This is a genomic window from Nocardia abscessus NBRC 100374 (assembly GCF_000308455.1).
Taxonomy (GTDB): domain Bacteria; phylum Actinomycetota; class Actinomycetes; order Mycobacteriales; family Mycobacteriaceae; genus Nocardia; species Nocardia abscessus.
In genome coordinates this window covers 1-26,292 of sequence record NZ_BAFP01000017.1, presented here as the reverse complement: position 1 = coordinate 26,292, position 26,292 = coordinate 1, and the positions used below count along the sequence as shown (strand labels likewise).

The 26,292-nt window shown below is 67.9% G+C and carries 26 protein-coding genes and 1 pseudogene; 12 read left to right on the top strand and 15 right to left on the bottom strand.

What is annotated here, in order from left to right; translation table 11 throughout:
* Nucleotides 1–43 precede the first annotated feature (43 nt).
* The 6 genes from ON19_RS03120 to ON19_RS03095 all read right to left on the bottom strand — a co-directional run bounded on the left by ON19_RS03120 (nucleotide 44) and on the right by ON19_RS03095 (nucleotide 5,334).
* A complete protein-coding gene (locus ON19_RS03120) occupies nucleotides 44–1,072 on the bottom strand; it encodes an MCE family protein (RefSeq protein ID WP_043686387.1) in 1,029 nt (342 codons plus the stop codon).
* Entirely contained in the window at nucleotides 1,069–2,283 is a 1,215-nt protein-coding gene (locus ON19_RS03115; RefSeq protein ID WP_083899106.1) for an MCE family protein, read from the bottom strand. The genes ON19_RS03120 and ON19_RS03115 overlap by 4 nt, the downstream gene beginning before the upstream one ends.
* 5 nt (nucleotides 2,284–2,288) lie before the next feature.
* Nucleotides 2,289–3,140: an MlaE family ABC transporter permease gene (locus ON19_RS03110; protein WP_043686384.1), complete on the bottom strand. Its 852-nt coding sequence runs from the start codon at nucleotides 3,138–3,140 to the stop codon at nucleotides 2,289–2,291.
* 4 nt (nucleotides 3,141–3,144) lie between these two features.
* The gene (locus ON19_RS03105; RefSeq protein WP_043686381.1) at nucleotides 3,145–3,909 is read right to left on the bottom strand and encodes an MlaE family ABC transporter permease; all 765 of its coding nucleotides are present in this window, start codon (nucleotides 3,907–3,909) and stop codon (nucleotides 3,145–3,147) included.
* Between the two features lie 290 nt (nucleotides 3,910–4,199).
* A complete protein-coding gene (locus ON19_RS03100; RefSeq protein WP_043686378.1) occupies nucleotides 4,200–5,102 on the bottom strand; it encodes a 3-oxoacyl-ACP reductase in 903 nt (300 codons plus the stop codon).
* A 43-nt stretch (nucleotides 5,103–5,145) separates the two neighbouring features.
* A complete protein-coding gene (locus tag ON19_RS03095; protein ID WP_043686375.1) occupies nucleotides 5,146–5,334 on the bottom strand; it encodes a ferredoxin in 189 nt (62 codons plus the stop codon).
* 208 nt (nucleotides 5,335–5,542) lie between these two features.
* Between ON19_RS03095 and ON19_RS03090 the strand changes: the two genes are divergently transcribed.
* Nucleotides 5,543–6,736: an acyl-CoA dehydrogenase family protein gene (locus tag ON19_RS03090; protein WP_043686371.1), complete on the top strand. Its 1,194-nt coding sequence runs from the start codon at nucleotides 5,543–5,545 to the stop codon at nucleotides 6,734–6,736.
* Between the two features lie 20 nt (nucleotides 6,737–6,756).
* Nucleotides 6,757–7,875, top strand: a complete 1,119-nt coding sequence (locus ON19_RS03085; RefSeq protein WP_043686369.1) for an acyl-CoA dehydrogenase family protein — start codon at nucleotides 6,757–6,759, stop codon at nucleotides 7,873–7,875.
* 56 nt (nucleotides 7,876–7,931) lie between these two features.
* Here ON19_RS03085 and ON19_RS41605 read toward each other — a convergent pair whose 3' ends face one another.
* Both ON19_RS41605 and ON19_RS03080 read right to left on the bottom strand, forming a co-directional pair.
* Nucleotides 7,932–8,099: a hypothetical protein gene (locus ON19_RS41605; RefSeq protein ID WP_157229574.1), complete on the bottom strand. Its 168-nt coding sequence runs from the start codon at nucleotides 8,097–8,099 to the stop codon at nucleotides 7,932–7,934.
* A gap of 31 nt (nucleotides 8,100–8,130) precedes the next feature.
* A complete protein-coding gene (locus ON19_RS03080; RefSeq protein WP_043686366.1) occupies nucleotides 8,131–8,718 on the bottom strand; it encodes a TetR/AcrR family transcriptional regulator in 588 nt (195 codons plus the stop codon).
* A gap of 101 nt (nucleotides 8,719–8,819) precedes the next feature.
* Here ON19_RS03080 and ON19_RS03075 point away from each other — a divergent pair, with 101 nt between their 5' ends.
* Nucleotides 8,820–10,007, top strand: coding sequence for an FAD-dependent monooxygenase (locus tag ON19_RS03075; RefSeq protein ID WP_043686363.1), 1,188 nt, complete (start codon nucleotides 8,820–8,822; stop codon nucleotides 10,005–10,007).
* Between the two features lie 13 nt (nucleotides 10,008–10,020).
* Here the strand turns inward: ON19_RS03075 and ON19_RS03070 are convergent, their stop codons facing one another.
* Nucleotides 10,021–11,670, bottom strand: coding sequence for an acyl-CoA synthetase (locus tag ON19_RS03070; RefSeq protein ID WP_043686360.1), 1,650 nt, complete (start codon nucleotides 11,668–11,670; stop codon nucleotides 10,021–10,023).
* 61 nt (nucleotides 11,671–11,731) lie between these two features.
* Between ON19_RS03070 and ON19_RS03065 the strand changes: the two genes are divergently transcribed.
* Entirely contained in the window at nucleotides 11,732–12,514 is a 783-nt protein-coding gene (locus ON19_RS03065) for a crotonase/enoyl-CoA hydratase family protein (protein ID WP_051168478.1), read from the top strand.
* A gap of 63 nt (nucleotides 12,515–12,577) precedes the next feature.
* On the opposite strand, the gene ON19_RS03060 is transcribed toward ON19_RS03065, so the two are convergent.
* Entirely contained in the window at nucleotides 12,578–12,997 is a 420-nt protein-coding gene (locus ON19_RS03060) for a VOC family protein (RefSeq protein ID WP_043686355.1), read from the bottom strand.
* Nucleotides 12,998–13,181: 184 nt separating this feature from the next.
* On the opposite strand from ON19_RS03060, the gene ON19_RS03055 reads away from it, so the two are divergent.
* Nucleotides 13,182–14,180 carry a sigma-70 family RNA polymerase sigma factor gene (locus ON19_RS03055; protein WP_043686352.1) on the top strand — a complete coding sequence of 333 codons (999 nt, stop codon included), beginning with the start codon at nucleotides 13,182–13,184 and terminating at the stop codon, nucleotides 14,178–14,180.
* 163 nt (nucleotides 14,181–14,343) lie between these two features.
* Here the strand turns inward: ON19_RS03055 and ON19_RS03050 are convergent, their stop codons facing one another.
* Nucleotides 14,344–15,894: an acyl-CoA synthetase gene (locus tag ON19_RS03050; RefSeq protein ID WP_043686349.1), complete on the bottom strand. Its 1,551-nt coding sequence runs from the start codon at nucleotides 15,892–15,894 to the stop codon at nucleotides 14,344–14,346.
* Nucleotides 15,895–15,964: 70 nt separating this feature from the next.
* The gene (locus tag ON19_RS03045) at nucleotides 15,965–17,002 is read right to left on the bottom strand and encodes an LLM class F420-dependent oxidoreductase (RefSeq protein WP_043686393.1); all 1,038 of its coding nucleotides are present in this window, start codon (nucleotides 17,000–17,002) and stop codon (nucleotides 15,965–15,967) included.
* A 160-nt stretch (nucleotides 17,003–17,162) separates the two neighbouring features.
* On the opposite strand from ON19_RS03045, the gene ON19_RS03040 reads away from it, so the two are divergent.
* Genes ON19_RS03040 through ON19_RS03020 form a run of 5 tightly spaced genes read left to right on the top strand, consistent with a single transcriptional unit; the run spans nucleotide 17,163 to nucleotide 21,640 of the window.
* Entirely contained in the window at nucleotides 17,163–18,083 is a 921-nt protein-coding gene (locus ON19_RS03040; protein WP_051168477.1) for a Zn-ribbon domain-containing OB-fold protein, read from the top strand.
* A gap of 12 nt (nucleotides 18,084–18,095) precedes the next feature.
* Nucleotides 18,096–19,127 (top strand): thiolase family protein, encoded by a 1,032-nt coding sequence (locus ON19_RS03035; protein WP_043686344.1) that lies wholly within the window; start codon nucleotides 18,096–18,098, stop codon nucleotides 19,125–19,127.
* The gene (locus ON19_RS03030) at nucleotides 19,124–20,305 is read left to right on the top strand and encodes a thiolase family protein (RefSeq protein ID WP_043686342.1); all 1,182 of its coding nucleotides are present in this window, start codon (nucleotides 19,124–19,126) and stop codon (nucleotides 20,303–20,305) included. Before ON19_RS03035 ends, ON19_RS03030 begins: the two co-directional genes overlap by 4 nt.
* Before the next feature lie 5 nt (nucleotides 20,306–20,310).
* Complete coding sequence (locus ON19_RS03025; protein WP_043686390.1) at nucleotides 20,311–21,192, top strand: TIGR03619 family F420-dependent LLM class oxidoreductase; 882 nt, start codon at nucleotides 20,311–20,313, stop codon at nucleotides 21,190–21,192.
* Nucleotides 21,193–21,220: 28 nt separating this feature from the next.
* Nucleotides 21,221–21,640: a nuclear transport factor 2 family protein gene (locus ON19_RS03020; protein WP_043686340.1), complete on the top strand. Its 420-nt coding sequence runs from the start codon at nucleotides 21,221–21,223 to the stop codon at nucleotides 21,638–21,640.
* Nucleotides 21,641–21,695: 55 nt separating this feature from the next.
* Here ON19_RS03020 and ON19_RS03015 read toward each other — a convergent pair whose 3' ends face one another.
* The gene (locus tag ON19_RS03015; protein WP_051168476.1) at nucleotides 21,696–22,997 is read right to left on the bottom strand and encodes a cytochrome P450; all 1,302 of its coding nucleotides are present in this window, start codon (nucleotides 22,995–22,997) and stop codon (nucleotides 21,696–21,698) included.
* A 102-nt stretch (nucleotides 22,998–23,099) separates the two neighbouring features.
* Here ON19_RS03015 and ON19_RS03010 point away from each other — a divergent pair, with 102 nt between their 5' ends.
* Both ON19_RS03010 and ON19_RS03005 read left to right on the top strand, forming a co-directional pair.
* Complete coding sequence (locus ON19_RS03010) at nucleotides 23,100–24,263, top strand: steroid 3-ketoacyl-CoA thiolase (protein WP_043686334.1); 1,164 nt, start codon at nucleotides 23,100–23,102, stop codon at nucleotides 24,261–24,263.
* Nucleotides 24,264–24,622: 359 nt separating this feature from the next.
* Nucleotides 24,623–25,039, top strand: a complete 417-nt coding sequence (locus tag ON19_RS03005) for a helix-turn-helix domain-containing protein (protein WP_011207048.1) — start codon at nucleotides 24,623–24,625, stop codon at nucleotides 25,037–25,039.
* Between the two features lie 290 nt (nucleotides 25,040–25,329).
* Here ON19_RS03005 and ON19_RS43545 read toward each other — a convergent pair whose 3' ends face one another.
* Both ON19_RS43545 and ON19_RS43540 read right to left on the bottom strand, forming a co-directional pair.
* Complete coding sequence (locus ON19_RS43545) at nucleotides 25,330–25,716, bottom strand: hypothetical protein (protein ID WP_227954587.1); 387 nt, start codon at nucleotides 25,714–25,716, stop codon at nucleotides 25,330–25,332.
* A pseudogene (locus ON19_RS43540) lies at nucleotides 25,683–26,292 on the bottom strand (hypothetical protein); the annotation flags it as partial. The gene ON19_RS43545 and the pseudogene ON19_RS43540, both read right to left, overlap by 34 nt.

The following is a 26,292-nucleotide window of genomic DNA, read 5'->3' as shown; positions in this document are numbered from 1 at the left end:
AGGCCGACGATGCCGATGGTGATGGCGGGTGATCGCTGCTCGTTCATCGGTTGTCCGCGCACCTTCCGGTCGTCTGCGCCCCGGGCATGTTGATCTTCATCGTCTGTCCGTTCGGGCCGTCCACCAGGAAGTTCGTCGAGCACACGTAGAGCTGGAGGAAGGAGCCGTAGGCGCCGATGCGGATCAGCTGGCGATAGGTCGACGGCAGCCGTTCCAGGACCCACTGGACGGTGTCCGACCCGGCATCGAGGTTGGTGGCCAGGCGACCGGTCTGCTCGATGGTGCCCTGCAGGTCGGGGCGAGCCTGGGCGAGCAGGTCGGTCAGGTCGCCGGTGGCCCCGGCGATCCGCGGGATCGCGTCGCCGATCTGGTCCTTGTCGGCCGCCAGTCCGCTGATCAGCCGCTGCAGTTCGGCGATCGTGGTGGCGAATTGGTCGCCGCGCTGATCGATGGTCTGCAGCACCGCGTTCAGGTTGTCGATCACGCTGCCGATCAGCGCGTCGCGGTCCGCCAGCGTCTTGGCGAAGGACCCGCCGCTGTTGAGCAGGGACACCAGCGTGCCACCTTGGCCCTGGAAGATCTGCAACAGCGCGTTGGTCAGGTCGTTCACCTGGCCGGGGTCCAGGCCGCGCAGCAGCGGCCGGAAACCGCCGAGCAGCATGTCCAGGTCGAGTGCGGGCGCGGTCTGTTCCTCGACGATGGTGCCGCCGGGTTGCAGCACGCGATTCGAGCCCGGCCCTTCGGACAGCTCGAGGTAGCGGTCGCCGACCAGGTTCTCGTACTTGATCGCCGCGCGGGTACTGGTGAGCAGCCGGTACTTGCGGTCGACGTCGAACTCGACGTGCGCCAGGTAGTCCTTGCCCACCTTCACCGAGGTGACCGAGCCGACCGGCACGCCCGCGATGCGCACCTTCGCCCCGGGCAGTACGCCCGAGGAGCTGGTGAACACGGCGTGATAGCCGTGCTCCCGCGCGAAGCGCATCTGGCTGAACACCACCGCCAGACCCGCGAAGATCAGCGACATCACGAGCGTGAAGATGGCCAGTTTGACGGTGGTCGCGGTGTTCTTCACGGGCGCGGCACCCCCGGCAGTCCGGCGAACAGGAGCTGGAAGATCTTCGGCGGGTTGACCGTCAGCGTCGTCGACGGCGTGTACACATGCCCCTCCGAGGTGTCGGTGACGACGTAGTCCGCGTGGCTGCCCGGCTCCCGGTCCAGCAGGCCCGCGCATTGCGGGCCGCCGGTCGCGTTGACCTTGGGCAGGTCCTCCGAGTAGGTGTACGGCTTCGCGCCGTACATGAAGCCGGTGTTCAGCGCCACGCCTTCCTGCAGTCCGCCGAAGACCGCCTCACCCAGCGGCAGCGCCTTGCCGAGGCCGCCGATCAGGCAGTACAGCGCGGGTGCGTACTCCTCGAGCAGCCCGGTGGTGGGGCGCAGCAGATCCAATGCCGTGCCGAGCTGGTTCTCGTTCTCGCGCAGAACCGCACCGGTGGTGTCGGCCAGCCCGGTGAGATTCACCAGCACGTTGTCGAGGCTGTCCTGCTCCTGGGCCAGGGTCTTGCTGGTGACGGTGAAGTTGTCCACGGTGCGCAGCAGGTCGTTCACCGTGTCCGCGTACAGGTCGGTGACCTCGGCGGTCTTCGCCAGATCCTGTTGCAGCGTGGGCAGATAGGGGTTGATGTCGCGCAGGTAGGCGTCGCTCTGCACGAGCAGCTCGCCGAGCTTCTGCCCACGGCCCTGCAGTGCCGTGCCCAGGGCCGACAGCGTCGCGTTCAGCTTCTCCGGCTCGATCTTGGCGAGCACATCCGACAGATGCTGGAACAGCGTGTTGAACTCGACGGTCACCCGCTGCGCGGTCAGGGTCGCGCCCGGCCGCAGCGGTGTGGACGAGGGCTGTTGCGGGACGACGAAGTTGACGTACTTCGCGCCGAACACCGTGGTGGACCTGATGTCGACGTCCGCGTTGGACGGCACCAGCCGCAAGAGATCCGGATCGAGGGCCAGTTCCAGTCTGGCGCCTTCGTCGGTGTGGTCGACGGACGCGACGCGGCCGATCTCCACACCGCGGACCTTCACCTTGGCGTCCGGATCGAGCACCAGACCGCTGCGCGGCGCGTCCACCGTCACGGTGGCCGTCGGCGTGAACCCGCCGACGAACATGATCAACGCGACCGCGACGATCGCGACCAGCGCAAGCACCATCGCGGCCCCGGCCAGTTTCAGGCCGAGCCCGCCGCGCAGCGCCCGCACGAGGCCGCTTTCCGTTTGCTTCGATTCCGCCATGTCGCTTATCCGGAGAGATGGAAGTTGCCGGAGGTGCCGTAGATGGCCAGCGAGATCAGCAGGGTCACCGTGACCACCGCGACCAGCGAGGCCCGCACCGCGTTGCCCACCGCGACGCCCACGCCGACCGGTCCGCCCGCGGCGTTGTAGCCGTAGTAGGTGTGGATCATCATCACCGCCAGGGCCATGAAGATCGCCTGGGCGAAGGACCAGAGGATGTCGCTCGGGATGAGGAACGTGGAGAAGTAGTGGTCGTAGACGCCCGCCGACTGCCCGTAGATCACCACGGTGGCGAACCGGCTGGCCAGGAACGAGGCGATCACCGCGAGCGCGTACAGCGGGACGATCGCGATCATCCCGGCCAGCACGCGGGTGGCGACCAGGTAGGGCACCGGCCGGATCGCCATCGACTCCAGCGCGTCGATCTCCTCGGCGACCCGCATGGCGCCCAGTTGCGCGGTCGAGCCCGCCCCGATGGTGGCCGCCAGGCCGATGCCGGAGATCACCGGCGCCGCGATGCGCACGTTGATGAACGCCGCGAAGAAGCCGGTCAGCGCCTCGACGCCGATATTGCCCAGCGAACTGTAGCCCTGCACGGCGATGGTGCCGCCGGCGAACAGCGTGAGGAACCCGACGATCACCACCGTGCCGCCGATCACCGCCAGCGCGCCGGTACCCATGCTGATTTCGGCGATCAACCGGATGGTCTCGGTGCGATAGTGCAGCAGCGCCCGTGGAATGGCCCCGATCGCCTGGGCATAGAACACGGCGTGCTTGCCGAGCGAATCGAGCGAGTCCGACATCCGGCGCATCCGGCGAACGGTGCGGGGAAAGCGGGATTCGATAACGAAGGCCATCGCGTCACCGCACCGTGAACTTGATGCCGACGGCGGTGACCACCACGTTCACGACGAACAGGGCCATAAAAGCGAAGACTACGGTCTGATTCACCGCATCACCGACACTCTTGGCACCACCTTTGACATTCAGGCCCAGATAACAGGCGACCAGTCCCGCGATCAGCCCGAACAACCCGGCTTTCACCTCCGAAATGATCAGCTCGGGCAGATGGGTGAGCAGCGTGATGCCATTGACGAACGCACCGGGGTTCACGTCCTGCAGATACACCGAGAACAGAAATCCGCCGACTATGCCGATGGTGCACACCAGGCTGTTGAGCATCAGAGCGACGAACATCGAGGCGAGCACCCGGGGCACCACCAGGCGGTGTACCGGATCGATGCCCAGCACTCGCATCGCGTCGATTTCCTCGCGGATGGTGCGTGCGCCCAGGTCGGCGCAGATCGCGGTGGCGCCTGCCCCCGCGACGATGAGCACGGTGACGATCGGCCCGACCTGGGTGACCGCGCCGAAAGCCGCGCCGGCTCCGCTGAGGTCGGCCGCGCCGATCTCGCGCAACAGAATGTTCAGCGTGAAGCTCACCAGAACGGTGAACGGAATGGCCACCAGCAATGTGGGCACTATCGAGACCCGCGCGATGAACCAGGACTGGTCGATGAACTCCCGCCATTGAAAGGGTCTGCGCACGCTGGCGCGTGCGACATCGGCGGTGAGTTCGAAGAATCCACCGACGGCCCGCAACGGCACGGCAAGGACCTCGTTCATCCGCGATCCTCCTTGCTCAACCGGCGTACACAGCACACGGCGCGAATCAACCGTGGCCGCACCGCCGGAACGATTAGAACATGTTCACCGTGTTGCCGGTAGCCCTTTTCACACATTTGACGTGCAATTTATCGAAAGATCGGCATCTAAATTTGGAACCGGTGTCAGTGGGTGATGATCCCACCTTTGTGAGGTAGGACATAACCCGTCCCTATGTCTACCAAGCGCCGATCCCATGATCAACAGTTGGACAGCTGATCAGTAGCGCACCGGCGGCGACCCGCCGCCGCTCACCCCAGCTCGGTCAGCGAAGATGCCGAGAAGGTTCGCCCGTCCGGACGATCGGCGAAGTAGCCGCCCAGCGTGTCGGCCAGCTCCTGGGCCGACCACTGCCCCGCGTCCGCGTCGAACCGGCGCTCGACGACCGGCGCGGCCATGAGCGCCACCATCCCCCCGTAGACGACGAATAGCTGCCCGTTCACGGCATCCGCCGCCGGCGAAGCCAGGTAGGCGACCAGCCGGGCCACGTGCTCGGGCGACAGCGGGTCGACCCCGCCCTCGGGAGCGGGGCTGAACACCGCCTCGGTCATCGCGGTTCGCGCGCGCGGCGCGATCGCGTTGGCGCGCACTCCGTAGCGGGACAGCGCCCGCGCGGCGGAAAGGGTCAGCGCGGTGATGCCCGCCTTCGCCGCGCCGTAGTTCGCCTGCCCCTCCGGGCCGAGCAATCCGGCCTCCGACGAGGTGTTGACCAGCCTGCCGTAGACCGGGGCGCCCGCCTGCTTCGACTTGCCGCGCCAGTAGGCGGCGGCATTGCGCGACAATAGGAAATGACCGCGCAGGTGCACCGCGAGCACGGCGTCGAAGTCCTCGTCGGACATGTTGAACAGCATCCGGTCACGGGTGATGCCCGCGTTGTTGACCACGATGTCGACCGACCCGAAGGACTCCTCCGCGGTCCGGATCAGCGCATCGGCGGTCGCGCGCTCGGCGATACTGCCCGCGACGAACTCCGCCTTGGCGCCGAGCGCCCGGATTTCACCCAGCGTGTCGGCGACCGCGTCCGACTCCGAGAGATCGTTGACCACGACCGACGCGCCCGCCCCGGCCAGGGCGAGCGCTTCGGCCCGCCCAAGTCCGGCGCCGGCGCCGGTCACGATCGCTACTCGGCCCGCCAGGCTCAGATCATTGCTCACGCGGCCGACTCTAGAACGTGTTCCAACTTACGGCAAGGGTCGTTCACTGCAGCCGCAGCGCCGCCTTGGGGCACTGCGCCACGGCGTCCTCGACATCGGCGAGCCGATCGTCGGGCACGTCGGCGTTCGCGATGTGCAGTACGTCCTCGTCATCGAGTTCGAACACGTCGGGGGCGATTCCGACACAGATTCCATTCGCTTCGCACTGATCCGGATCGACACTGATCTTCATGGCAACTCCTTTACCACCGCTCTGGCCGAAGCCTAACAAGCCGATCCGCTCCACCGGGGCGTCATCGGGGGGATTCAGTATCAATACTGGAACATGTTTCAGTCATTATGCAATGATCGGGAGAACCCGATCCCACGAAGGCTCGGTCCTACCCACCCTTGCCGACTCCGCAAGCTCCGTCGGCTGACCATCCCCATGAGGTATTGCCATGCGCATTGCGTACACGCCGCAACAGGAGCAGCTGCGCGCGGAGCTGCGCGACTACTTCGCTCGACTCATCACCCCCGAACGCAGGGAGGCCCTGAGCGCGCAGACCGGCGAGTACGGGCAGGGCAACGTGTACCGCGAGGTCGTTCAGCAGATGGGCCACGACGGGTGGCTGGCGCTGGGCTGGCCCAGGGAATACGGCGGCCAGGACCGCCCCACCATGGATCAGCTGATCTTCACCGACGAGGCCGCGATCGCGGGCGCGCCGGTGCCGTTCCTGACCATCAACTCGGTGGCGCCCACGATCATGCACTACGGCAGCGAGGAACAGAAGAAGTTCTTCCTGCCCAAGATCGCGGCCGGTGAACTGCACTTCTCCATCGGATACTCCGAGCCGGGCGCGGGCACCGACTTGGCCAGCCTGCGCACGAGTGCGGTACGCGACGGCGACGACTACGTGATCAACGGCCAGAAGATGTGGACCAGCCTGATCGCCTACGCCGACTACGTCTGGCTGGCGGTGCGCACCGATCCGACGGCCAAGAAGCACAAGGGCATCAGCATGCTCATCGTGCCGACCACCGCCGAGGGCTTCTCGTGGACGCCCGTGCACACCATGGCCGGGCCGGACACCAGCGCCACCTACTACCAGGACGTGCGGGTACCCGCGAGCGCGCTGGTCGGCCAGGAGAACGGCGGCTGGGCGCTGATCACCAACCAGCTCAATCACGAGCGCGTCGCGCTGACCTCGGCCGCGCCGCTGGCACTGGCGTTGCGCCAGACCGTCGAATGGGCGAGCGACACCAAGGCCAGTGACGGCTCCCGCGTGATCGATCGCGAATGGGTGCAGCTCAACCTGGCCAAGGTGCACGCCAAGGTCGAATACCTCAAACTGCTGAACTGGGAGATCGCCAGCCGGGCCGACGCGGGCGGCGACGCGGCCCCGCGGCCGTGGGACGCCTCGGCCTGCAAGGTGTACGGCACCGAACTGGCCACCGAGGCCTACCGGTTGCTGATGGAAGTGCTCGGCCCGCAGGCGTACCTGCGCCAGGACTCCCCCGGCGCGCAACTGCGCGGACGCCTGGAGCGGATGCACCGCGCCGCACTCATCCTCACCTTCGGCGGCGGCACCAACGAGGTGCAGCGCGACATCATCGCCATGACCGCCCTCAAGCAGCCCGCCGCGGCGCGCTGATCGAAAGCAGGGACCCCACCATGGATTTCACCCCCACCGAAGCGCAACTCGATCTCGGCCGGCTGACCGGCGAGGTGTGCGGCAAACTGGTCACCGCCGATCGGCTGCGCGAGCTCGACAACAGCCGGGGCGGCGAGGCGCGAGCGGACACCGAGCGGTTCGACCAACCGCTGTGGACCTCGCTGGCCGAGACCGGTGTGCTCGCGGCGGCGCTGCCCGAGTCGGTCGGCGGCAGTGACCTCGGCGCGCTCGAGCAGACCGCCATCCTGCGTGAGCTCGGCAAGCATCTCGCGGCCGTGCCGTACCTGTGGTCGATCGTGCTCGGCGCGGGCGCGCTGGCGCGGTTCGGCGATGCGGCGCAACAGGAGCTGGCCACCCGGGCGGGCGCGGGCAGCGTCATCCTCACGGCGGCGCTGGCCGAGGAACGCAACTGGGAACCCGCCACGCCGATCACCACCGCCGTAGCGACCGCCGACGGATGGCGGCTGACCGGCGCCAAGACCACCGTGCCCTTCGCGAACCGGGCGGAGCGAATCCTGGTTCCCGCCACGGTGTCCGGGACGACCGCGGTGTTCCTGGTCGATCCCGCGACGGCGACGGTGACTCCGCAGCAGGTCGTCGACCGGAGCCCGGAGTTCGCGGTCGAACTCACCGATACGCCCGCCGAACTCCTCGGCTCCGTCGCCGAGGGCGCGGAGATCCTGGACTGGATCCTCACCCGCGCCTGGCTCGGGTCGAGCGCCTCGCAGCTCGGCACCCTGGAACGGGCGCTCGAGCTGGTCGCCGAGTACGCCAGGGAGCGTGAGCAGTTCGGCAAGGCGGTCGGCAGCTTCCAGGCCGTCGCCCAGCGGCTCGCCGACGCCTACATCGACGTCCAAGGCTTGCGCCTGGCGGTGACCCAGGCGGCGTGGCTGCTGTCGGAGGACCTGCCCGCGGCCGAGGCGGTGCACACCGCCAAGTTCTGGGCCGCCGACGCGGGCCACCGCGTGGCGCACACCGTCGTCCACGTGCACGGCGGCGTCGGCATCGACCGCGACCACATCGTGCACAACTACTTCACCGCCGCCAAGCACAACGAGTTCGCCCTCGGCGGAAGCACCGACCACCTCCGCGCCCTCGGCGCGTTGCTTGCCACGTAACCGCAGGCGATCGATCGGCCCGCACGGCACAACGCCGTGCGGGCCGAATTGCGTTGTCAGGCAAGTCGCCGGTTCAGCTCGGCGCTGATCCGCAACACGTGATCGGCAGCATTTTCGACTGATTCGCGATCCGAGCCGATCGCATCCGCGCCGGAGCCCTGGATCTGCGGGCGAGTGTGAGCACCGCGCCGCGGCGCGGAGCAGCAGGGGTCGAGGTCGGCCATTGTTCGAATTTACCGCGCCGCACCATCCGTTTCAGTCGGCCGGAGCCGACGTCAGATAGCGCTGAAGGGTGGGGCCGACCTCGGCGATGATCTGCTCGCGGGTCAGGGCGACGACCGGGGGTAGGCGCAGGACGTAGCGGCACAGGGCCAGGCCGAGCATCTGGGTGACGATCAGGCCGCCCCGGCGGGGGGCGTCGGCGGGATCGCCGAAACGCAGGACGGCGGGCAGGATCTGCTGGGCGAAGATGGCGCGGATGCGTTCGGCGACCGCCTCGTCGGTGATCGATGAGCGCAGCAGGGTCAACAGCACCTCCTGGTTCGGCTCCTCTTCCCAGATTTCGAAGAAGCGACGCACCAGCAGCTCGCCCAGGATGTCCGGCTCCGCGGAGCCGAGGTCGGGCAGGTCCAACCGAACGTCGACCGCGGCCGCGAAGAGACCGTCCTTACTGCCGAAGTACCGCATGACCATGGACGGATCGATGTCGGCGTCGGCGGCGATGGCGCGGATGGTCGCCTTGCGAAAACCCTCAGCGGCGAACCGTGCGCGGGCCGCCTCCAGAATCGCCGCCCGCGTGGCGTCCGAGCGGCGAGCGGGGGCTTGATCAGGCTCTACGGTCATGCCAACAATTGTAGGCCAACAACTGTTGACTTCCTAGCCCGACTGGGGCTAGGTTTATGCCAACAAACGTTGGCCTACAAACGTTGACTTAAGGAGTTCCGATGAACGCCACGCCGAGCGCGCTGCCCGCCACCACCTCCGTCGTGATCGTGGGCGCTGGACCCGCCGGGCTCACCGCCGCCATCACGCTGGCCGACGCGGGTGTGGATTTCGTCCTGCTGGACCGGCTGAGCGAAGGCGCGAACACCTCGCGCGCCGCGGTGGTGCACGCCAGGACGTTGGAGGTGCTCGAGGAGCTCGGCATCGCCGAGGAGCTGGTCGCCTTCGGTGACGTCGTCGCGCGCTTCACCGTGCACGACGGCGGCCGCACCCTGGCCGCCATCGACTTCGACGACCTCCCGACGCGGTACCCGTACACCCTGATGACGCCGCAGGACACCACCGAAGCGGTGCTGCTGAAGCGGCTGCGGAAGGCGGGTGGCGACGTGCACCGGCCGTACACGGTCAGCCGGGTCGCCGAACAGAACGACGGCGTCACCGTCGAATACACCGACGCCGCGGGCACGCCGGGCAGCATCCGCGCCGATTACGTCATCGGAACCGACGGCATGCACAGCGTCGTCCGGGAACAAGCCGGCATCGGGTTCACCGGCGCCAGCTACCCGGAATCCTTCGTCCTCGCCGACGTGCGGATGGACTGGCCGATCCCGCGCGGCGAGGTGGCCCTGCATCTTTCGCCGGAGGGGGTCACCGTGGTCGCGCCGCTGCCGGACGAGAACGAGCCGAACCGCTACCGCGTGGTCGCCACGCTGGAAACGGCGCCCGAGTACTCGACCGTCGAGGACGTCCAGGCCCTACTGGACGCCCGCGGTCCCGGTGGCGCGGTACGGGTGCGCGAGGTGCTGTGGAGCTCGCGCTTCCGCGTGCACCACCGTGTCGCCGACCGTTACCGCAGCGGCCGCATCCTGCTCGCGGGCGATGCCGCCCACGTGCACAGCCCGGCGGGCGGCCAGGGCATGAACACCGGCATCCAGGACGCCGCCGCCCTAGGCCCCTTGCTGGTCCGAGTACTCGCCGGCGAACCCGGCACCTTGCTCGACGAGTACGAAACCACTCGCCGCCCCGTCGCACTCGGCGTCGTCTCTTTCACCGACCGCATGACCAAGATGGCGACGCTGCGTCAGCGCCCCGCCCGCGCCCTGCGCAACCTGATCCTCGCCACCCTGGCCCGCGTTCCCGCCTTCCGCTACCGCCTCGCCTACCAGCTGGCCGAACTCGCCAACCGCTGAGGACGCAGCCGACTTACTTCCCGCTCGCCACCGCGTGGTCGTCGGCGGGGCGGGACTGGGTTTGTTCCTTGGCCCAGCGGTAGTCGGGCTTGCCCGCCGGGGAGCGCTTGATCTCGTCGACGAACCACAAGCTGCGCGGCTGTTTGTAGGGTGCGATCTCCTGGGTGAGCATGGGGCGCAGCTCCTCCAGGGTGGGGCGGGACTCGCCCCGGCACTGCACGACCGCGACCACCCGCTGCCCCCAGCGCTCGTCCTCGATGCCGACCACGAGCGCGTCGAAGATCTCGGGGTGCGTCTTGAGCGCACCCTCGACCTCCTCGGGATAGATCTTCTCGCCGCCGCTGTTGATGCTGACCGAGCCGCGGCCGAGCATGGTGACCGTGCCGTCCTCCTCGACCCGGGCGAAGTCGCCGGGGATGGCGTAGCGGATCCCGTTGAACTCCTTGAAGGTCGCCGCGGTCTTCGCCTCGTCCTTGTAGTAGCCGAGCGGGATGTGCCCGCGCCGGGCCAGGATGCCGACCTGGCCGGAGCCGGGCTGCACCGGATCGCCGTTCTCGTCGAGCACGTCGGTGGAGGCGTCGATCTTCACGCGCGGCCCCCCGGTGTGCGTCGCGCCCTTGGCCACGATGGCGATACCGCCGAAACCGGTCTCCGAGGAGCCGATCGAATCGGAGATCATCCGGTTGGGCAGCAGCTCGAGGAACTGGTCCTTGAGCGCGGGCGAGAACAGCGCGGCACTGCTGGCCATCACGTACAGGCTCGAAAGATCGTAGGGCTGCCCGGTCTCCGGGTTGCCCTCGATCAGCGCGTCGAGCATGGGGCGCGCCATCGCGTCACCGGTGATGAAGATCAGGTTGATCTTGTGCTTGTCGATGGCCCGCCACACGCCGTGCCCGGAGAACTCCGGGATCATCACGGCCTTGCCGCCGCCGAACAGGCTGTGGAACGTGGCCCATTGCGCGCCGCCGTGGATCATCGGCGGAATCGGGAACCGCGTCATCGGCGGGCTGCCCGCGCCGACCTTCGCCAGTTCCCACTCGTCCTGGACGTATTCGCCGGTGATGAAGTTGATGCCCGCGCCGAGCACGCGCCACACGTCCTCCTGACGCCACATCACGCCTTTGGGCATGCCGGTGGTGCCGCCGGTGTAGACCATGTACAGGTCGTCCGGGGAGCGTTCGCCGAAGTCGCGCTCACCCGAGGACTGCGCGAGCACCGTCTCGTAATCCGCCGAATCCGCTGCGGTGGGAATCGTGCCGGTCGTATCGTCGTCGACGACGACCACGGTGCGCAGCTGCGGAGTCTTCGAACGCACGCCCGCGACCCTGTCGCTGTAGCGCCGCTCATGGATCAGCGCGACCATGTCCGAGTTGTCGAAGATGTATTGCAACTCGTTCTCGACGTATCGGAAGTTCACGTTGATCATCACGGCGCGCGCCTTGAAAATCGCGACCATGGCCTCGACGGCCTCGATCGTGTTGCGTGAGTAGATGCCCACCTTGTCACCCGGCTGGACTCCCTGTTTTTGCAGGTAATGAGCGAGTTTGTTGGCCCGCTCCTCCAACTGGGCGTAGGTGACCTCGCGGCCGTCGTCGGCCAGCGCGACGCGGTCGGGCATCAGGTCGACGGCATGTTCGACAAGGTCCGCTATGTTGTAGCTCACAACCTTAAAAATAGAACGTGTTACTGTTTCTGACAAGGCTCGAAGTCAGGAGATATCAGCGATGCCGCACTGCCTCGTCGAGAAGCGCGACCATGTCCTCATCGTCACCATGAACCGGCCCGAGGCGCGCAACGCGCTGTCGGGGGAGATGATGGCGATCATGAAAGACGCCTGGAACCAGGTGGACGACGATCCGGATATCCGGGTGGCGATCCTGACCGGTGCGGGCGGCGCGTTCTGCGCGGGCGCCGATCTCAAGGGCATGACCTCCGAGCACCCCGGCGACACCATCGACGGCGGCGGCTGGAATCCGGCCAAGCTGGAGGCGCTGCTCAAGGGCCGCAGGCTGACCAAGCCGCTGATCGCGGCGGTCGAGGGCCCGGCCATCGCGGGCGGCACCGAGATCCTGCAGGGTACCGACATCCGAGTCGCCGGGAAGAGCGCGAAATTCGGTGTGTCCGAAGCGCGATGGGGACTGTTCCCGCTGGGCGGCTCGGCGGTGCGCCTGGTCCGCCAGATCCCCTACACCATCGCCGCGGAAATCCTGCTCACCGGCAGGCACCTCAGCGCGGCCGAAGCCAAGGAGATCGGCCTGATCGGGCACGTGGTGCCGGACGGCACGGCACTGGACAAGGCGCTGGAGATCGCCGGGCAGATCGCCGCCAACGGCCCGCTCGCGGTGCAGGCGATCCTGCGCACCATCCGGGAGACCGAGGCCATGCCCGAAGAGGACGCCTTCCAGATCGACGCCGAGCTCGGCATGACGGTGTTCCGCTCGGCCGACGCCAAGGAGGGCCCGCGGGCGTTCGCGGAAAAGCGCAAGCCCTCTTTCACCGGAAACTGAGGATCCGGGACAAAGCGAACGCCCCCGGTGCGCGTACGCATCGGGGGCGACCCCTCGCCGGGCTCAGTTGGCGCCCGGGTAATCCATCCAGAACGGCTCCCACTGGTGGCCGTCCGGGTCGATGAAGGTGCGGCCGTGCATGCCGACCTGCGCCTCCTGCGCACGCTTGTCCTCGTTGACCTCTTCGGTGCCGCCTGCCGCCAGCGCGGCGGCGGTCAGGCTGTCGACCTCGGCGGCGCTGCCGAGCGCGAGCGCGTACGCGGCGTTGATCGCCGCCGTGGTGTCGGCGACCGGCCGCTTGCTGAAGGTGGTGAAGAAGTCCTTGATGAGCAGCATCAGGCAGATGTTGTCGTCGACCACGATGCAGGCGGCGTTGTCGTCGGTGAACTCCTGGTTGACCTTCCAGCCCAGCGCTTCGTAGAACGCCTTCGACCGGTTCAGATCGGCGACCGGGAGATTGATGAAGATCATCTTGCTGCTCATGGCCTCTTCCTCTCGAGCAAGTTCGTTTCGTGTCACCGGATATGACGGGCCACCCACCACGAACTCATCGCCCGAGCGCCGGTGACACGTCCCACAGGCCGGGCAGGTTTAATGATCTTGATCAGCGCCGCCCTCGAGTTCGAGGGCCTGTTTTGTGTCGGTGGCCTGTGGCAGGGTGACTCCCATGAACGACTCGTCCGGCTCCCCCACCGGCCTCGCTCCCGATGTGCTCGCGGCGTTCGAGACCCATCGCAGGGAACTGTGCGCGTATGCCTACCGCATGCTCGGCTCCTCCTTCGAAGCGGAAGACGCCGTGCAGGAGACCTATACCCGGGCGTGGAAGTCCTATGACTCGTTCGAGGGCCGCGCCAGCCTGCGCTCCTGGCTGTACAAGATCACCACGAACGTCTGCCTGGACATGCTCGACGGCCCGCAGCGCCGGGCCCGGCCGATGGATCTGTCCGGTCCGTCGCGTCCGGATTCGCCGCTGCCCGCGCCCCAGCCGGACTACGTCTGGATCGAGCCCATCCCGAACGCGCTGGCCTTCGGCGCCGATCCGGCCGAGCACGCCAGCACCAAGGACACGCTGCGCCTGGCCTTCGTCGCCGCCTGCCAGCATCTGCCCGCCACCCAGCGCGCGATCCTGATCATGCGCGAGGTGCTGCGGTTCTCCGCCAACGAGACCGCCGAGGCGCTCACCATGTCGCCCGCCTCGGTCAACAGCGCGCTGCAACGGGCACGCGCCACCATGTCCAAGGTGCAGCCCGCGGCCACCGACACCTACGACGAGGCCGACGAGGACCAGCGCCGACTGGTGGACGACTTCGTCAAGGCGTTCGAGGCCTACGACATGGACACGCTCACCACCCTGCTGAAAACGGATGTGGCGCTGTCCATGCCGCCGATCGAGCTGTGGATCTCCGGCCCGGAGAACGTGGCCGCGTTCATGCTCGGGCACGGAAGCGCTTGCCGCGATTCGCGAATGGTCCGCCTGGAGGGCGCCAACGGCCTGCCCGCCTTCGGCCACTACAAGCCGGGCGACGAGCCGGGCGTGTGGGTGCCGTGGTCGATCACGGTGCTGGAACTCGACGGCGACACCATCGCCGGGCTGAACTTCTTCCTCGACACCGAGAAGCTGTTCCCGCTGTTCGGCCTCGCGCCCGAACTGCGCGAGAGCATCTGACCCTGACCGCGCGAATGCGCCCTTCACGGTAGTCGCGAAGGGCGCATTCGCTTTTCGGCGTCGTCGCGCGGCCGGACCGCAGCCCCAGCGGACCGGCTACTCGGCCGCCGGGCCTCCGCCCGACCCGAGCAGGCTCTCGCCCGAGGCCGTCCGGCGGCGCGTGTCAGGACGCGGGGATGTACCGCTCGCGGAGCTTGCGCTTGTAGAGCTTGCCGTTGGGGTCGCGCGGGAGTTCGGGGAGATAGTCGATCGACTTGGGCATCTTGTACTTCGCCAATTGCATGGCGGCGAAGGCGAGAAGCTCCTCGGTGAGTGCGTCGCCGGCGACCACTCCGTCGGCGGGCTGCACGACCGCCTTCACTTCCTGGCCCCAATCCGGGTGCGGGATACCGAAAACCGCCACGTCGGCGACCTTCGGGTGGGTGATCAGGACGTTCTCGACCTCCGCCGGGTAGATGTTCACGCCGCCGGACAGGATCAGGTCCGAACGCCGGTCGTGCAGGTAGAGATAGCCGTCCTCGTCGAGGTGCCCGATGTCGCCGACGGTGAACAGGTCGCCGACGCGCGAGTCCTCGGTCTTCGCCTTGTCGTGGTGGTACTCGAAACTCGAAGCGCCCATGCGCATATAGACCAGACCCGCCTCACCCGCCGGGACCTCGGAGCCGTCTTCCTCGCTGAGCACCTTGATCACCGACCACGGCCACGCCTTGCCGACCGAGCCCGGCTTGCGCAACCACTCGGAGCCGTTGATCACCGTGCCACCGCCCTCGGTGGCCGCGTAGTACTCGGTGACCGTCGGCCCCCACCACTCCAGCATCTGCCGCTTGGTCTCCTGCGGGCAGGGCGCGGCGCCGTGCACCATGCTGCGCAGCGAGGACACGTCGTACTTGGCGCGCACCTCCTGCGGCAGCGCGAGCAGGCGGTGGAACTGCGTGGGCACCATGTGGCTGTGCGTCACCCGGTGCTTGTCGATCAGCCGCAGCATGTCCTCGGCGTCCCAGCGATCCATCAGAACGAGCTTGTGGCCCAGCTGGATCGAGATGGTGGCGAAGTTCAGCACCGCGGTGTGATACAGCGGCGAGCCGCAGATGTGCACGTGGTCGTCGTAGGGCGCGAGTTCGAACAGGCCGAAGAACGCGGTGGTGTGCGGCGGAACGACATCGGGGTCGGCTCCGGTCAGCGGACGGCGGACGCCCTTGGGCCGTCCGGTCGTCCCCGACGTGTACAGCATCGGCGCGCCCGTGCTGCGGTCGGACGGGCGTCCGGTGTCCGCCGCGCCGAGCCAGGCCAGCGACTTGAAGCCCTCGATCTCGCCCACCGCGAAGCGCGCCGTCGCGGGCAGCCCCGCCTCGTCGGCGGCGGCTTTCGCGGTGGCGGCGAAGCGATCGCTGGCGATGAACGCCTTGGCCTCGCTGTCGGCCAGGATGTAGGCGACCTCCGGGCCGGTGAGGTGCCAGTTCACCGCGACGATGTACAACCCGGACTGGTAGGCGGCGAAATAGGCCGCGATCGCCTCCACGCAGTTGTGCACCATGCTGACCAGCACGTCACCGGTTTTCAGGCCCAGCCCGCGCAGGCCGGTGGCGTAACGATCGGCGAGCGTGGCCAATTCGCGATACGTCACCTCCCGGCCCCAGGGATCGACCATCGCGATCCGATCGGGTTCGGCTTCGGCGATGTTCCACAGACCGAGAATTTTCACTGGCTCCTGCATGGGGGGCTGGTGAGGAGGCGGAGCCGACGGGGCGGGCGAGGCAGTCACCCCATTGAATCTAGAACGTGTTCTACTGTTCGACAAGGGGGGTGAGCCGATGCAATTGCCCGACATCCGGGACCGACACCAGCATCATCGTGACGCCCGCGGCCTCCCACACCCGCAATTGCTTGCGGACGTGCTCCTCGTCGCCGATGATCGCGGTGTCCAGAATCAGCTCGTCCGGCACCACCGCCGCCGCCTCGGCCTTCTTGCCCGACTGGAACAGCCGGCCGATCTCGTCGACCTCGCGGTCGTATCCCATTCGCCGGTACACCTGGGCGTGGAAGTTCAGCTCGGGCGCGCCCATGCCGCCGATATAGAGCGCCATGATCCAGCGCATCCGCTCCAGCTCGCTCGTCGGGTCGTCGGTGATCACCACCTGACAACTCGCGGCGATCTCGAAATCGTCCCTACTGCGCCGCGCGCCCGCCCGCGCGAAGCCCTCGTCGAGCCAGTCGTTGTACATCCCAGCCAGCCGGGGCGCGTAGTAGATGGCCAGCCAGCCGTCGGCGATCTCGGCGGTGAGCGCGACGTTCTTCGGGCCCTCCGCTCCCAGCCAGATCGGCAAATCCGCACGTAGCGGATGCACGATCGGCTTCAGCGGCTTACCGAGGCCGGTCGAGCCCGGCCCGGTGTACGGCAGCGGATAGTGCGGGCCGTCGTTGGTGACCGGCGCCTGGCGCGCCAGCACCTGGCGCACGATCCCGACGTACTCGCGGGTGCGCTGCAAGGGCTTGGCGAAGGGCTGGCCGTACCAGCCCTCCACCACCTGCGGACCCGAGACGCCCAAGCCGAGGATGGCGCGCCCGCCGCTGAGGTGATCGAGGGTGAGCGCGTGCATGGCGGTCGCGGCGGGCGTGCGCGCCGACATCTGCACCACCGACGTACCGAGGCGCACCCGCCTCGTGGACGATCCCCACCAGGTGAGCGGGCCGAAGGCGTCCGACCCCCAAGACTCCGCGGCGAACACGGCGTCGAACCCGGCTTCCTCGGCCGCCGCCACCAGCTCCCCCGCGTTCGCGGGCGGCTGGGCCATCCAGTACCCGAGTTGCAATCCGAATTTCACGCCGGACCCCTTTCCGATCAACTGCTTGCCACCAGAGTTAGAACCTGTTCTACTCGATATCGTGACTCAGGGGAATACTGCATCCACGGCAATCGCTGGTGGTAGCGGCACGGCATTGAACACAGCCGCCGTGCCCGATGTACTCAGCGCGCCCCTACGGATGCGTTTCGATTACACCCGCTCCGTCGGATCCACCATCGGGACTTTTCTGACCCAGTTGCGCGACCACAAGATCGTCGGCGCGCGCGGCTCGGACGGCCGGGTGATCGTGCCCCCGCCGGAATACGACCCGATCACCGCCGAACCGCTGACCGAATTCGTCGACGTCGCCGACACCGGCACCGTCGAATCGTGGACCTGGGTGCGCGAGCCGCTGCCCGGCCAGCCGTTCGACCGCCCGTTCGCCTGGGCGCTGATCCGGCTGGACGGCGCGGACACCACGCTGCTGCACGCGGTCGACGTCGCCGCGCCCGAGGACATCAGCACCGGCTTGCGGGTGACCATACGGTGGGCCGAGCAGACCGAGGGCAGCATTCGCGACATCGTCTGCTTCGAGCCGGGCGAGAACTCCGCCGCGCCGGTCCAGGCCGCGTCCGCCGACCCGGTGGCCGTGATCACCACGCCGGTCGATTTGTCCTACAAGCACACCGCGTCCCCGCAGGAGACCGTCTACCTGCGCGGACTCGCCGAGGGCAAGCTGATCGGCGCGCGCACCGACGCCGCGGGCAAGGTGTACTTTCCGCCGCGCGGCGCGAACCCGACCGACGGCAGGCCGACCGACGAGTTCATCGAGCTGCCCGACCGCGGCACGGTGACCACCTTCTGCATCGTCAACGTGCCGTTCCTCGGGCAGCGGATCAAGCCGCCGTACGTCGCGGCGTACGTGCTGCTGGACGGCGCCGACATCCCGGTGCTGCACCTGGTGCTCGGGTGCGAGGCGAGCGAGGTGCGCATGGGCATGCGGGTGGAGGCGGTGTGGAAACCGCGCGAGGAGTGGGGCTACGGCCTGGAGAACGTGGACCACTTCCGCCCCAGCGGCGAGCCGGACGCCGAATACGAGACCTACTCCCATCACCTCTGAGAGAGGCGCACGTTGACTGACAACGCCACCGACATCGCGGTCGTGGGGTTCGCCCACGCGCCGCACGTGCCGGAGACCTTCGGCACCACCAACGGTGTCGAGATGCTGGTGCCCTGCTTCCAGCAGCTCTATGACCGACTCGGCATCACCAAGGCCGATATCGACTTCTGGTGCTCGGGCTCGTCCGATTACCTCGCCGGACGCGCGTTCTCGTTCATCTCGGCGATCGACGCCATCGGCGCGGTGCCGCCGATCAACGAATCGCACGTGGAGATGGACGCGGCGTGGGCGCTGTACGAGGCGTGGGTGAAACTGCGCTCGGGACAGGCGACGACGGCGCTGGTCTACGGCTTCGGCAAGTCCTCCGCGAGCACGCTGCGCCAGGTGCTCACCATGCAGCTGGACCCGTACCTGGTCGCGCCGCTGTGGCCGGACGCCTGGTCCATCGCGGGCTTGCAGGCGCGCGCCGGCTTGGACGCGGGCCGCTGGACCGAGCGGGACATGGCGGCCGTGGCGGCGAGCGACTCCGGTGACGTGGACAGCCTGCTCGACCAGCCGTATGTCGCCGATCCGCTGCGCGCGCACGATATCGCGCCGATCACCGACGGCGCGGCCGCGATCGTGCTCGCCGTGGGCGACCGAGCCCGCGAACTGTGCGAGCGTCCCGCCTGGATCACCGGCATGGCGCACCGGGTCGACACTCCTGTGCTCGGCGCGCGCGACCTGAGCGTCTCGCCCTCGACGACGGCCGCCGCCCAGGCCGTTACCGGCGGCGACGTCAGCGGCTTCGACATCGCCGAGTTGCACGCCCCGTTCAGTCATCAGCAGTTGATCCTCGCCGAGGCGATCGGACTGAAGAACGGCACGAAGCTGAATCCGTCCGGCGGCGCGCTCGCGGCCAACCCGATGTTCGCCGCGGGCCTGGAGCGCATCGGCTTCGCGGCCGAGGCGATCATCGCGGGCTCGGCGAATCGTGCGCTGGCCCACGCCACCAGCGGCCCCGCCCTGCAGCAGAACCTCGTGACCGTTTTGGAGACCCGATGACGACTACAGCTGGGGGCTTCCCTGCCGCGGTGCTCGGCACCGGACAAACCCATCACGTGACGAAACGGACCGATGTGTCCATGGCCGGCATGTGCCGTGAGGCGATCGACCGCGCCCTCGCAGACGCCGGTCTCACCATCGCCGACATCGACGCGGTCGTGGTCGGCAAGGCGCCCGATCTGTTCGAGGGCGTCATGATGCCCGAGTTGTTCATGGCGGACGCCTTGGGCGCCACGGGAAAGCCGCTGTTGCGCGTGCACACCGCCGGTTCGGTCGGCGGGTCCACCGGCATCGTGGCGACCAACCTGGTGCAGGCGGGTGTGCACAAGCGTGTGCTCGCGGTGGCCTGGGAGAAGCAGTCGGAGTCCAACGCCATGTGGGCGCTGTCGATTCCGGTGCCGTTCACCATGCCGGTCGGCGCGGGTGCGGGCGGATACTTCGCGCCGCACGTGCGCTCCTATATCCGCCGCTCCAACGCACCGGGCCACATCGGTGCCATGGTCGCGGCGAAGGACCGCCGCAACGGCGCCAAGAACCCGCTGGCCCACCTGAAGCAGCCCGACATCACGCTGGAATCGGTGCTGGCCTCACAGATGCTGTGGGACCCGATCCGCTTCGACGAGACCTGCCCCTCCTCCGACGGCGCGTGCGCGATCGTGCTCGGCGACGCGGACGCCGCGGCCGAAGTGGAGGCCACCGGCCGTAAGGTCGCCTGGGTGCACGCCACCGCGATGCGCACCGAGCCGACCACGTACGCCGGACGCGACCAGGTCAATCCGCAGGCAGGCCGGGACGCCGCCGCGGCGCTGTGGGAGGCGGCGGGCATCACCAACCCGCTCGAGGAGATCGACGTGGCCGAGATCTACGTCCCGTTCTCCTGGTTCGAGCCGATGTGGCTGGAGAACCTCGGCTTCACGCCGCAGGGTGACGGCTGGAAGCTCACCGACAAGGGCGAGACCGAGATCGGCGGCACCCTTCCGGTCAATCCGTCCGGTGGCGTGCTGTCGTCCAACCCGATCGGCGCGTCCGGGCTCATCCGGTTCGCCGAAGCCGCCAAGCAGGTCATGCAGCGTGCCGGGGACTACCAGGTCGAGGGCGCGCGCAAAGCGCTCGGGCACGCGTACGGCGGTGGTTCGCAGTACTTCTCGATGTGGGTGGTCGGATCGGAGCGGCGGTGACCGCGCTGAAGTTCACCGTCGGCATCGCGCTGAGTCCCCTGGACCAGCTGTCCGAGCTCGCGAAAACCGCCGAGGAGTGCGGCTTTTCGTCCATCGCGCTGCCGGACTCGCTGTTCTACATGAAGTCGGCCTCGGCGAAGTACCCCTACACCGCCGACGGCAGCCGGTTCTGGGGGCCGGACACCCCGTGGGTCGACCCGCTCATCGGCGCGACCGCGATGGCGGCCGTCACCAGCCGCATCCGCTTCTACACCAACGTGCTGAAGCTGGGTTCGCGCAATCCGCTGCTGCTGGCCAGGCAGGTCGGCTCGGTGGCCAACCTGTCCGGCAACCGCTTCGGTTTCGGCGTCGGGATCGGCTGGGCGCCGGAGGAATTCGAGTGGTGCGGCGTGCCGTTCGCTCGCCGCGGCGCTCGGGTGGACGAGATGATCGAGGTCATCAAGCTGGTGCTGGCCGGCGGCATGGTCGAGTACCACGGCGAGTTCTTCGACTTCGATCCGCTGCAGATCAGCCCGGCGCCGAGTGCGCCGGTGCCGTTCTACATCGGAGGGCACACCGACGCGGCGCTACGCCGCGCCGCACGGGTGGGCGACGGCTGGACCTCGGCCATGATGACCTACGACGAACTGCGACGCACCATCGGCAAGCTCGACGCGCTGCGCGCCGAGTACGGCCGGGCCGACGAGCCGTTCGAGATCCAGGCGGTGTGCGTCGACCGGTTCGGCCGGTCCGGCTATCAGGACCTCGTGGACGCGGGCGTCACCGACGCGATCGTGGTGCCCTGGCTGGCCGATGGCATCGGTTTCGACGGCGAACTCGCCGCCAAACAGGACTCGCTGCGCAAGTTCGCCCAGCAGTACATCGCCGAACCCATCGTCGCCGCATGAGGCCCACGCACTGGCCGAGGGAGGCCGTATGACCACCACCACCGAGCATCCGGCCAGGGCCGCGGGCCTGGCCTCGCAGGCCGCCGTGCGAGCACGGGACAAGCAGGCCTGGGTCGCGCTGTTCGCCGAAGACGGCATCGTGGAGGACCCCATCGGACCTTCGGGCTTCGATCCGGAGGGCAAGGGCCACCGCGGCACGGAGGCCATCGCCGCGTTCTGGGACAAAGCGATCGCGAAGACCGACCTGATCGAGTTCCTGTTCGGCGACTCGTTCGCGTGCGGCAACGAGGTCGCCTTCACCGGAACGATCCGCAGCACCATCGGCGGTCACCGGATCGACGCCGACGGCGTGTTCACCTACCGCGTGGACGACGCGGGCAAGATCGCCGCGCTGCGCGCTTTCTGGGAGGTCGATCGCGCCATGAAGACCGCGCGACCGGTCGACTGAGGTAGCGGGCATATGAAAGGGCCCTCGCACCGCGGTGCGAGGGCCCTTTCATATCTCAGTGCGTGACCGGGCAGGTCTTGTAGTCGACCGGGAGCTCCTTGATCCCGTTCAGCCAGCCCGAACGCAGCCGCTTCGCGTCGGCGATCTTGGTGATGTCGGGCAGGTGATCGGCGATCGCGTTGAAGATCAGGTCGATCTCCAGCCGGGCCAGGTTCGCCCCGATGCAGAAGTGCGCGCCGGTGCCGCCGAAGGCCAGGTGCGGGTTGTCCTTGCGCATGATGTCGAACTTCTCCGGCTGATCGAAGACGTCCTCGTCGAAGTTGGCCGCGCGGTAGAGCATCACCACCCGCTGGCCCTTCTTGATCTGCACGCCACCGAGTTCGGTGTCCTCCAGCGCGGTCCGCTGGAACGAGGTGACCGGAGTGGCCCACCGGATGATCTCGTCGGCGGCCGTGGCGGGGCGTTCGGTCTTGAACAGCTCCCACTGGTCCGGATTCTCCAGGAACGCGATCATGCCGTGCGAGATGGCGTTGCGAGTGGTCTCGTTGCCCGCGACGGCGAGCATGATCACGAAGAAGCCGAACTCCTCCTCGGTGAGCTTGTCACCGTCGACGTCTGCCTCGATCAGCGTGGTCACGATGTCGTCGGCCGGGCACTGCTTGCGCGAGGCCGCCATCTGGTAGGCGTAGCCCAGGATCTCGGCCGACGCCGCGACCGGGTCGGCGGTGCTCTCCGGGTCGTCGTAGCCGGTCATGTCGTTGGACCAGGAGAAGACCTTCATCCGGTCTTCCTGCGGGACGCCGATCAGCTCGGCGATGGCCTGCAGCGGCAGTTCACAGGCGATCTGGGTGACGAAGTCCCCGGAGCCGGCTTCGGCCGCCGCCTTGACGATCGATTCCGCGCGCGCCGACAGCTCCGCGCGCAGGCCGTTGATGGCCCGGGGGGTGAAGCCGCGGGAGATGATCTTGCGCAGCTTGGTGTGCTCGGGGGCGTCCATGTTCAGCAGGACGATCCGCTGCAGCTCGATCTGTTCGCGGGCGATGTCGTCGTTGAACCGCGGGATGGCGGTGTTCTCGAAACTGGAGAACACGTCGCTGCGCCGTGAGACCTCCTTGACGTCGGCGTGCTTACTGACCACCCAGAAGCCGTCGTCGTGAAAGCCGCTGACGTCCGGCGACTGCGGGTTCCACCAGATCGGCGCCGTCCGGCGCAGTTCGGCGAACTCTTCGACCGGAACACGCTCGGCGTAGATGTCCGGGTCCGTAACGTCGAACCCGTCCGGGAGATTCGGCCGGGCATTCCGAGTGTCTACCACCAGATGTCTCCTTCGACAAACTGAAACACGTTCTATAATCATTGAAGCACAGGCGCGAGTATGAGGAAAGAAACCGGACAGATCCGCCCCTGGCGAGCGCTATGAACGCGTTTCAGTTTTCTGTCCCATAACGAGAGGTTGGACATGGGCACACCCGTGATCGTCGAGGCCGCACGGACCCCGATCGGCAAGCGCGGCGGCTGGCTGGCGGGCCTGCACGCGGCCGAACTGCTCGGCGCGGCCCAGCGCGGACTGCTCGAGCGCGCGCACCTGGACCCCGCGCAGGTCGAACAGGTCATCGGCGGCTGCGTCACCCAGGCGGGCGAACAGTCCAACAACGTCACCCGGGTCGCATGGCTGCACGCGGGCCTGCCGTGGCAGGTCGGCGCCACCACGATCGACACCCAGTGCGGCTCGGCCCAGCAGGCCAACCATCTGATCGCGGGCCTGATCGCGGCCGACGCCATCGAGATCGGTATGGCCTGCGGCGTGGAGGCGATGAGCCGGGTTCCCCTGGGCGCCAACGTCGGCGAGAACGCCGGGCCGCGCAGGCCGGCGTCGTGGAACATCGACCTGCCCAACCAGTTCGAGGCGGCGGAGCGAATCGCCAAGCGGCGCGGCATCACTCGCGCGGACGTGGACGCGTTCGGCGCGCGCTCGCAGCGCCTGGCGGCGCAAGCATGGGCGGAAGGCCGATTCGATCGCGAGGTGCTCACCGTCACCGCCCCCGCGGTCGACAAAGAGGGCAATGCCACCGGCGAGAAGCTCGACGTGTCACGGGATCAGGGACTGCGTGAGACCACCGTCGAGGGCCTGGCGAAGCTGAAGCCGGTGCTGGAAGGCGGCGTACACACCGCGGGCTCGTCCTCGCAGATCTCCGACGGCGCCGCCGCGGTGCTGCTGATGGACGAAAAGGCCGCCCAGCGGGCCGGTTTGCGGCCGCGGGCGCGGATCGTCACCCAGGCAGTGGTCGGCGCCGAGCCCGAGTTCCACCTCGACGGCCCGGTGCAGGCGTGCACCAGGCTGCTGGAGCGGTCCGGCATGAGCATCGGGGACATCGACCTCATCGAGATCAACGAGGCGTTCGCGTCGGTCGCGCTTTCCTGGGCCTCGGTCCATCAGCCGGACCTGGACCGGGTTAATGTCAACGGCGGCGCCATCGCCCTCGGGCATCCGGTCGGCTCCACCGGATCACGCCTCATCACAACGGCTTTGCACGAGCTCGAGCGCTCCGACCGCGAAACCGCAATGGTTCTCATGTGCGCCGGTGGCGCACTCGCGACAGGGACCATCATCGAACGTTTGTGACTTCAACCATTTCGTGCGCGTAGGTTGAACGTTCATCCCCTAGGGGCACAAACGTGTCGTACGCCACACAAACTCATGTACCGTCGAGTCCATGAGACGTCAGCTATCTTGCGGCTATCAAGACCCCTTGCGTCGAGACCGCAGCGACGGGCCAGAACCGGTTCGTACTGCGGCTTCTCGAGAGGCCTTGGCGCGACCCGCAAACGCGACCGTCCCAGTGCCTTCGCCGCCCTCCGACCTAGAAGCTTCAAGGAAATCCGGAATCAGGCGTAGGTTTTCAGTTACTGAGCCGCTAATATCAATGATACGTATCCGAGATAACGACTGTTAGTACAGCGAAGGGAATTGGGCGGCTCACAATGGCTGATTTCGCGGCGCGGCTGAACAAGCTGTTCGAAACCGTGCATCCCCCGGGGCGTAAGCCGCACACCAACGCGGAGGTCGCGGCGGCGCTGACGGCCTCCGGACATCCGATCTCGAAACCGTACCTGTCGCAGTTGCGGTCGGGACAACGGACGAACCCGTCGGATGAGACGGTGGCCGCCCTGGCGAAGTTCTTCAAGGTCAAGCCGGACTACTTCTTCAACGACATCTATGCCGCCAAGATCGATCACGATCTGGAGCTGCTGTCCCAGCTGCAGGGCTACGGACTGCGACGGTTGTCGAGTAGAGCGTTCGACTTGTCCGAAGAATCACAGAACCTGCTCACGTCCATGGCGGAGAAGTTGCGGGCCAGCGAAGGCTTGCCCGAAATTCCTCCGGACGGCACCGAATAGGTTCTCTTGCACGGCAGCACAGTGCGACCCAGTGGGTCGCACTGTGCTGTGTTATGCACGTGCAAAGGTGCGTGCAGCACACAACCGGCGCGCGGCGCGCCCCGAGAATTCCGGGTACGTACGCGCTCCGGTCTTCACTGTGGTCCGGATCACATGCCCACATAACCACTTTCGGCGCGATAGAGCGGTCTACGTTCGTGCCGAACGAGATTCCCGATCCAACCGGTCTGTCCGAAAAGTCCGATCCGTAGCGCTATTGCGTCGCAATGATCGTATTCGCGCGAAGTCGGTCAATTTCGCGCGGCCACGGACGCGGTGGCCCGATAGGCCCGCGCGATGGCCTGAACCCATCCCCGAGGACTAATGCCTTCGGGCGGAGCAATCCATCGGGCGTCCACCGCGAACTCCCCCACGGGATCGCGCGCCCACCGTGCGACCCGATCGGCCCGTTCCGGCACCGAGGTGGGCGGCGGTGCGAGTTCCGCCGGCACGAGTCCCCCGCCGGACTGCAGGTACAACGCGTCGATGATCTGCGCCACCTGGTCGGAAGCCGCGAGCTGCGTGGAGAATCCGGCCTGTTCGTGCGCGACCACTTCGGGGAAGCGCCCGACCATGACCCGGTGCAGCGGGCGGATCCGGCGCATCAGCACCCGTGCGCGCACCCAGAGTTCCACCACGATCCACACCGCGCTAGCGCGATGAGCAGGCTCGCGATCCCCCAGGCGGGCCATGCCCAGGTCGGGTCGCCGGGCGCGACGCGGGGCGCGTGCCCGAACGCGCGCCGGACCTGCGCCACGGCCAGCACCGCGACCAACGCGGTCCCCGCCGTGTAGAGCGCGATGCCACGGCCGAGCGCGGTCCAGTCCAGCGTGCGCAAACCGGTCACCACGACGAAGGCGCAGCCCCCGGCCACGACCAACCAGCCGACGGTGAACGACCAGGCCAGCGCGACCACGACCGCGAACAGGCCGACGCCGTGGATGCCGAGGCCGATCTGCCGCAGGTTCTGCCGCGACACCACGGGCCAGGCAGCGGCGGCGACGACCGAGGTGGCCGCGGCGAACGCGATCCAGCTCGCGGTGACCACTCCCTCGGACAGCCGGCCCGGGTGCACACCGCCGGGAACGAGATTGTCCACGGCGACCGCGATCTCGGGCACGGCGACGGTGGCGGCGAGCGCCACCGCGGCCACCGCGACGACGATGGCCACCCGGGCCGTGGTCGCGGGCTTGACCAGGACGCGCCCCACCCGT